The 5,719-nt window shown below is 70.5% G+C and carries 5 protein-coding genes and 1 pseudogene; 4 read left to right on the top strand and 2 right to left on the bottom strand.

The genetic code is table 11. From position 1 onward, the window contains the following. From SACPADRAFT_RS26040 to SACPADRAFT_RS0206995, 3 genes are all read left to right on the top strand, one after another. Nucleotides 1-323 (top strand): DUF2537 domain-containing protein (locus SACPADRAFT_RS26040; RefSeq protein ID WP_007026212.1); only part of this gene is annotated, 323 nt, incomplete at its 5' end. A 104-nt stretch (nt 324-427) separates the two neighbouring features. Further along, nucleotides 428-1,381 carry an NAD-dependent epimerase/dehydratase family protein gene (locus SACPADRAFT_RS0206990; protein WP_007026211.1) on the top strand — a complete coding sequence of 318 codons (954 nt, stop codon included), beginning with the start codon at nt 428-430 and terminating at the stop codon, nt 1,379-1,381. Further along, the gene (locus SACPADRAFT_RS0206995) at nt 1,382-3,634 is read left to right on the top strand and encodes a glycosyltransferase family 2 protein (protein WP_007026210.1); all 2,253 of its coding nucleotides are present in this window, start codon (nt 1,382-1,384) and stop codon (nt 3,632-3,634) included. Here SACPADRAFT_RS0206995 and SACPADRAFT_RS0207000 read toward each other — a convergent pair. After that, nucleotides 3,561-4,052 carry a GtrA family protein gene (locus SACPADRAFT_RS0207000; protein WP_040924042.1) on the bottom strand — a complete coding sequence of 164 codons (492 nt, stop codon included), beginning with the start codon at nt 4,050-4,052 and terminating at the stop codon, nt 3,561-3,563. The two genes, SACPADRAFT_RS0206995 and SACPADRAFT_RS0207000, sit on opposite strands and share 74 nt — an antisense overlap. Before the next feature lie 171 nt (nt 4,053-4,223). On the opposite strand from SACPADRAFT_RS0207000, the gene SACPADRAFT_RS0207005 reads away from it, so the two are divergent. Continuing rightward, a complete protein-coding gene (locus tag SACPADRAFT_RS0207005; protein ID WP_007026208.1) occupies nt 4,224-5,375 on the top strand; it encodes an NAD-dependent epimerase/dehydratase family protein in 1,152 nt (383 codons plus the stop codon). Between the two features lie 147 nt (nt 5,376-5,522). Here the strand turns inward: SACPADRAFT_RS0207005 and SACPADRAFT_RS26045 are convergent. After that, nucleotides 5,523-5,719, bottom strand: a pseudogene (locus tag SACPADRAFT_RS26045) (septation protein SepH); the annotation flags it as partial.

Raw genomic sequence — 5,719 nt, forward strand, 5'->3', positions numbered from 1 at the left:
GGGCCGGCCCGCCGGGGGCACACGCCGCCCGCGGGGACGACGGGGGAGGGGGCGGCGGACCCGGTACCCCGTGGGCGACCGGGCTCACCGTCTCGCTGTTCTTCGCGGTGGTCGCCTTCGTCACGATGGTGGCGCTGGCCCGGTCCCTGGCGGCCGAGGCGGCGGGCTGGGTGGCGGTCGCCGCCGCCGCGCTGCTCACCTCCGGGGTGACGCCGTCCCTGTGGCTGGGGCGCCGCATCGCCGTCGTCCGGTGGATCGTGCTCGGCACGGCCGCGGGCCTGGCGCTGGCCTGGCCGGGTGTGCTGCTCATCGCGTTCGGCTGAGCGAGCTGCGCTGACCAGGTGAAACCCGTGGCCGACCGGACGGGCACGGGCGTGGACACCGGCCGCCGGGTTGACACGATCCGGGCGAGGGTACCTTAACCCGCATGTCGTCGCGCACCAATCCGACCGAGGCAACCCCCGCGCACGTCGTGGTCACCGGTGGTTGCGGATTCATCGGCCGTGCGGTCGTCGCGGCCTTCCGGCGCCGTGGCGCCCGGGTGACGGTCGTCGACCGGGAACCGATCGACGTGGCCGACGAGGGCGTCGTGGCGGTCCAGGGCGATCTCGCCGACCCCGAGGTCCGCGAACGCGCGGTCGTGCCCGGTATCGACGGCATCATCCACCTCGCCGCCGTCACGTCGGTGCTCAAGTCGGTGGAGATGCCCGCCCGGACCTACGCGCAGAACGTCGCGATCACCCACGAGCTGCTCGAACTCGCGCGGATGCACGGCGTGGGCCGGTTCGTGTTCGCCTCGACCAACGCGGTGGTGGGCGATGTCGGCACCGCCACCATCTCGGAGGACATGCCGCTGGCGCCGCTGACGCCGTACGGGGCGACCAAGGCCGCGTGCGAGATGCTGATGTCCGGGTACGCGGGCGCCTACGGGATGACCACGACCGCGCTGCGGTTCACCAACGTGTACGGGCCGGGGATGAGCCACAAGGACAGCTTCGTGCCCCGGCTGATGCGGGCCGCGCTCACCGGCGAGGGCGTCAAGGTCTACGGCGACGGACGGCAGTCGCGGGATCTGGTCTTCCTCGACGACGTGGTGCGCGGCATCGAACTGGCCTGGGACTCCGGGCACGTCGGCCGGGCCGTTGTCGGGGCCGGCCGCTCGGTGTCGGTGCTGGAACTGATCGAGACGGTCCGCGAGGTGACGGGCAGCGCCCTCCCGGTCGAGCACGTGCCCGCCCCCGGCGGGGAGATGCCCGCGGTGGTGATCGACCTCGCCCGCAGTGCCGAGACGATCGGCTACCGGCCCGCGCACAGCCTGCGCGACGGGCTGGCCGCCACCTGGCAGTACTTCCTCGACCACGACAGGCAGAAAGTGTTCTGAGTGACCGGGTTCCTCCGTCGGCACTGGCTGCTGGGCGTTCTGCTGGCCGGTGGCGTCACGCTGCGGGTACTGGTGTGGCTGGCGTACCAGCCCGCCCTGCTCTACATCGACACGTTCCGCTACCTGAACAACGTCGACGCGCTCCGGCCGCACGACCTCAACCCGGTCGGCTACGCGGCCGTGCTGAAGGTGCTGTTCGAGTTCGGCGGCTTCTCGTTCGTCGCGGCCGTCCAGCACGTGCTCGGGGTGCTGCTCGCGGTCGCGTTGTACGCGCTGACCCTGCGCTACACCAGCCGCACCTGGCTCGCCGCACTCGTGGCGGCCCCCGTGCTGCTCGACGCGTACCAGCTCCAGATCGAAGAGATGATCATGTCGGAGGTCTGGTTCCAGGCGCTGCTGGTGGGCGCGTTGTGGGCGCTCGCGGGCCGGGGGGAACCTACCTGGCAGCGCGCGGGGCTGGCCGGGATGCTGATCGCGTTGTCCGTGCTCACCCGCACCATCGGCATCACCATGCTCGTGCCGATGGCCGTGTACCTGGTGCTGGCCGGCGGAGCCTGGCGCGGCCGTGCGGGCTGGAGACGGATCGGCGTGCGGCTGGCCGGCGGGGCCGCGGGCGTCACCGCGGTGCTGCTGCCGTACGCCGCGTACTTCCACGCCGTTTCCGGGGAGTGGGGACTCTCCGGCGCGACCGGCAACGTGCTCTACGGACGCACCGCGACCGTGGCCGACTGCGCGCAGTTGCCGCCGGACGACCCGGCGTTGCAGATCTTCTGCCCGGACGAACCCCTCGACGACCGGCGGGCGATCGACTACTACACCCACTACGTCTACGGCGACCCGGACTGGCCGGAGCAGGAACTCCCGCCCGGGCGGACCAAGGAGGACCTGGCCAACGAGTTCGCGACGGAGGTCATCACCAACCAGCCGATCGCGTTCACCGCGTCCGTGCTGGGTGACTTCGTCAAGAACTTCGACCCGATCAAGCGCACGCACGCCAAGGACGTCCCGGCCGAGCGGTGGCAGTTCCAGGTCACCTACCCGTACTACAACCTCGGCCCGGAAACGCTCGAACGGTACAACGCCGCCGTGTACGAGCGGGACGGCATCGTGCCGCACACCGACACCGACCTCAGCGGCTTTCTGCGCGCCTACCAGCTGAACGGGGGCTACACCTGGGGGCCCGCGCTGGCGGTGGCGTCCCTGCTCGGCATCCTCGCCACGGTCGGCGTCGGCAGGGCACGGCGTTCGGGACTGCGATCGGCGGCGTTGTTGGCCACCGGCAGCGGACTGATCATGCTGTTGGGCTCGGCGGCGTTCGAATTCTCCTGGCGCTACCAGATACCCGCGTTGGTGCTGCTGCCCCTGGGAGGTGCGCTCGGCCTGGCCGCGCTCCTCGGGTGGCGGCCCGAGAAACCCGGCGTTGCCGGAGGACGGAGACCGACCATGGACGACTACCCCGACGCCGTCGACTCCGAGGCGGTGGCCGAGTTCCGGATTCGTTACGGCGACCGGCCGCTGACACCGCTGGTCGTGGTCATCGCGGCGTACAACGAGGCCAGGGGCATCGCGGGGGTGGTGCGGGACATGCCGACCGCCTGCGGCGACCTGCCGGTGTCCACGCTGGTCGTGGTGGACGGCGCCACCGACGACACGGCGCAGGTCGCCCGGGAGGCGGGCGCGTACGTGTGCGTCGCCGGCCGCAACCGGGGCCAGGGTGCCGCCCTGCGGCTGGGCTACCACCTCGCCCACGAGTGCGGCGCGGAGTACATCGTCACCACCGACGCCGACGGGCAGTACGACAACCACGAGATGCCCATGCTGGTCAAGCCGCTGCTGGACGACACGGCCGACTTCGTCACCGGCTCCCGCAGGCTCGGCAGCTACCAGCACGACAGCGCGATCCGCTGGCTCGGGGTGCGGGTGTTCTCCTGGATCGCCTCGGTGCTCACCCTGCGCCGGATCACCGACACCTCGTTCGGGTTCCGCGCGATGCGCGCCGACCTGGCGACCTCGGTGACCCTGCGCGAGCCGCAGTACCAGTCCTCCGAGCTGCTGCTCGGGGCGCTGGCCCGGGGGGCGCGGCTGCTGGAGGTGCCGATGACCATGCGCCTGCGCAGCAACGGGGCCAGCAAGAAGGGGCGCAGCATCCCCTACGGGGCGAACTACGCGCGGGTGATGCTCACGACGTGGATCCGGGCGTTCGTCCTGCGTCGCGGAACACGAGCCGGTCGAGCAGAGCGAACTTCAGCATGAACACCAGCGCGTAGCTGCCGAGGAAGACGACGTCGAGCACCACGACGCGCCAGAACCCGGACAGCGCCAGTGGTTCGATGAGGTGGCCGGTGAGGGTGGTCAGGCCCACCGCGGTGAGGCCGGTCGCGGCGATGACGGCGACGTAGGGGATCAGCTCCCGCCGCAGCGCCGGGGTCCCGGACCGCCCCCACGCCCACCGACGGGCGAGGAGGAAGTTCGGTACCGCGCCCGCGAGGAACGCCAGGGTGCTGGTCAGGGCGGGCGTGGCACCCCACACGGACAGTCCGATGAAGGCCAGCTGGCTGACCCCGGTGGCCAGCGCCGAGCTCGTGCCCGCGCGGAGGAACCGGGCCACCGGGCCGCGGCGGCCGGACCCGGCTTGTGGAGGCTCCGCCGAGGCGGCGGTCGCGGTACGCACGCCACCATTGTGCACACCCGCCCGCCGGTCGTGCCGTGCGCGTTGCGTATCCTCCGAGCGGGTTGATCCGTGTGCCCGGGTGGTAGACGGTGGACGACCCGTGTTTCAGTGAGTGCGGTTGCTGGGGGAACCCGGCGCTGGAAGAAGAAAGACGATGGAGGCAGTCGAGTCGTGCGAGTCCTGGTTCTCGGTGGTGACGGATATCTGGGGTGGCCGACCGCCCTCCACCTCTCCGACAGTGGGCATGAGATCGCTGTCGTCGACAACTTCGCGCGCAGGGGGTATGACACCGAGCTGGGCTCGCAGAGCCTGGTCCCGATCGAGGACCTCGACGTGCGGGTCGCGGCGTGGAAGGAGGTCTCCGGCAACGAGATCACGTCCTACGTCGGTGACCTGCTCGACGCCGAGTTCGTCTACTCCGTCATCCGGGAGTTCCGGCCGGACACGATCATCCACTTCGCCGAGCAGCGGGCGGCGCCGTACTCGATGATCGACCGCGAGCACGCCGTCTACACGCAGCACAACAACGTGATCGGCAACCTCAACGTCATGTACGCCATCGCCGAGATCGACCCGGAGATCCACCTGGTCAAGCTCGGCACCATGGGCGAGTACGGCACCCCGAACATCGACATCGAGGAGGGGTGGATCGAGATCGAGCACAACGGTCGTTCCGACCGGATGCTCTACCCGAAGAAGCCGGGCTCGTTCTACCACCTGACGAAGGTGCACGATTCGCACAACATCGAGTTCGGGTGCCGTATCTGGGGGATGCGCGCGACCGACCTGAACCAGGGTGTGGTCTACGGCCAGACGACCGAGCAGACCGCCCGCGACCCGCGCCTGGCGACGCGGCTGGACTACGACGCCGTGTTCGGCACCGTGCTCAACCGCTTCATCATCCAGGCCGTGCTGGGGCAGCCGCTCAGCGTCTACGGCAAGGGCGGTCAGACCCGCGGGATGCTGGACATCCGGGACACGGTCGAGTGCCTGCGGCTGGCGGTGGAGAACCCCGCCGACCGCGGTGAATTCCGCGTGTTCAACCAGATGACCGAGAGCTTCTCGGTCAAGCAGGTCGCCGAGCTGGTGGCGGAGACCTTCCCCGGCCCGGTGCAGATCGACTACCTGGAGAACCCGCGCTGGGAGCTCGAGGAGCACTACTACAACGTCAAGCACACCGGTCTGGTCGACCTCGGCCTGAAGCCGCACCTGCTCTCCGACACGCTCATCGAGTCCCTCTTCCCGATCGTGGAGGAGAACAAGCACCGCGTGGAGCACAACCTCATGCTCCCCAAGGTGAAGTGGGCGAGCGCGAAGAACTGACCCCGCCCACCCGGGTGGTGCCGTGAGGGGCACATTCCCTGCGCCGAGCGCAGTGGATGTGCCCCTCGCTGCGTTCTGCGCAGGGAATGTGCCCCTCACGGTCACCTGGCGCCGGTGAAGGAGGGGCTTCGGGGGAACCCGTGTGGTTCAGCCGCGCTGGCTGCGCACACCCAACAGGACGTCCTCCCAGGCGGGGACCGCCGGGTGGGTGCCCTTCCTGCGTGGCTTGTTCCGGCCGGTGGCCGGGTGGCCCGCCTGCTCGGGGACCAGCTGTTCGTCCGCGGGGCTCTCGCCCGCGGTCGCCGCGGGCACGTCGACCGCCGCACCGCCGTCGTCCGCCGGGG

The organism is Saccharomonospora iraqiensis subsp. paurometabolica YIM 90007, assembly GCF_000231035.2.
GTDB lineage: Bacteria > Actinomycetota > Actinomycetes > Mycobacteriales > Pseudonocardiaceae > Saccharomonospora > Saccharomonospora paurometabolica.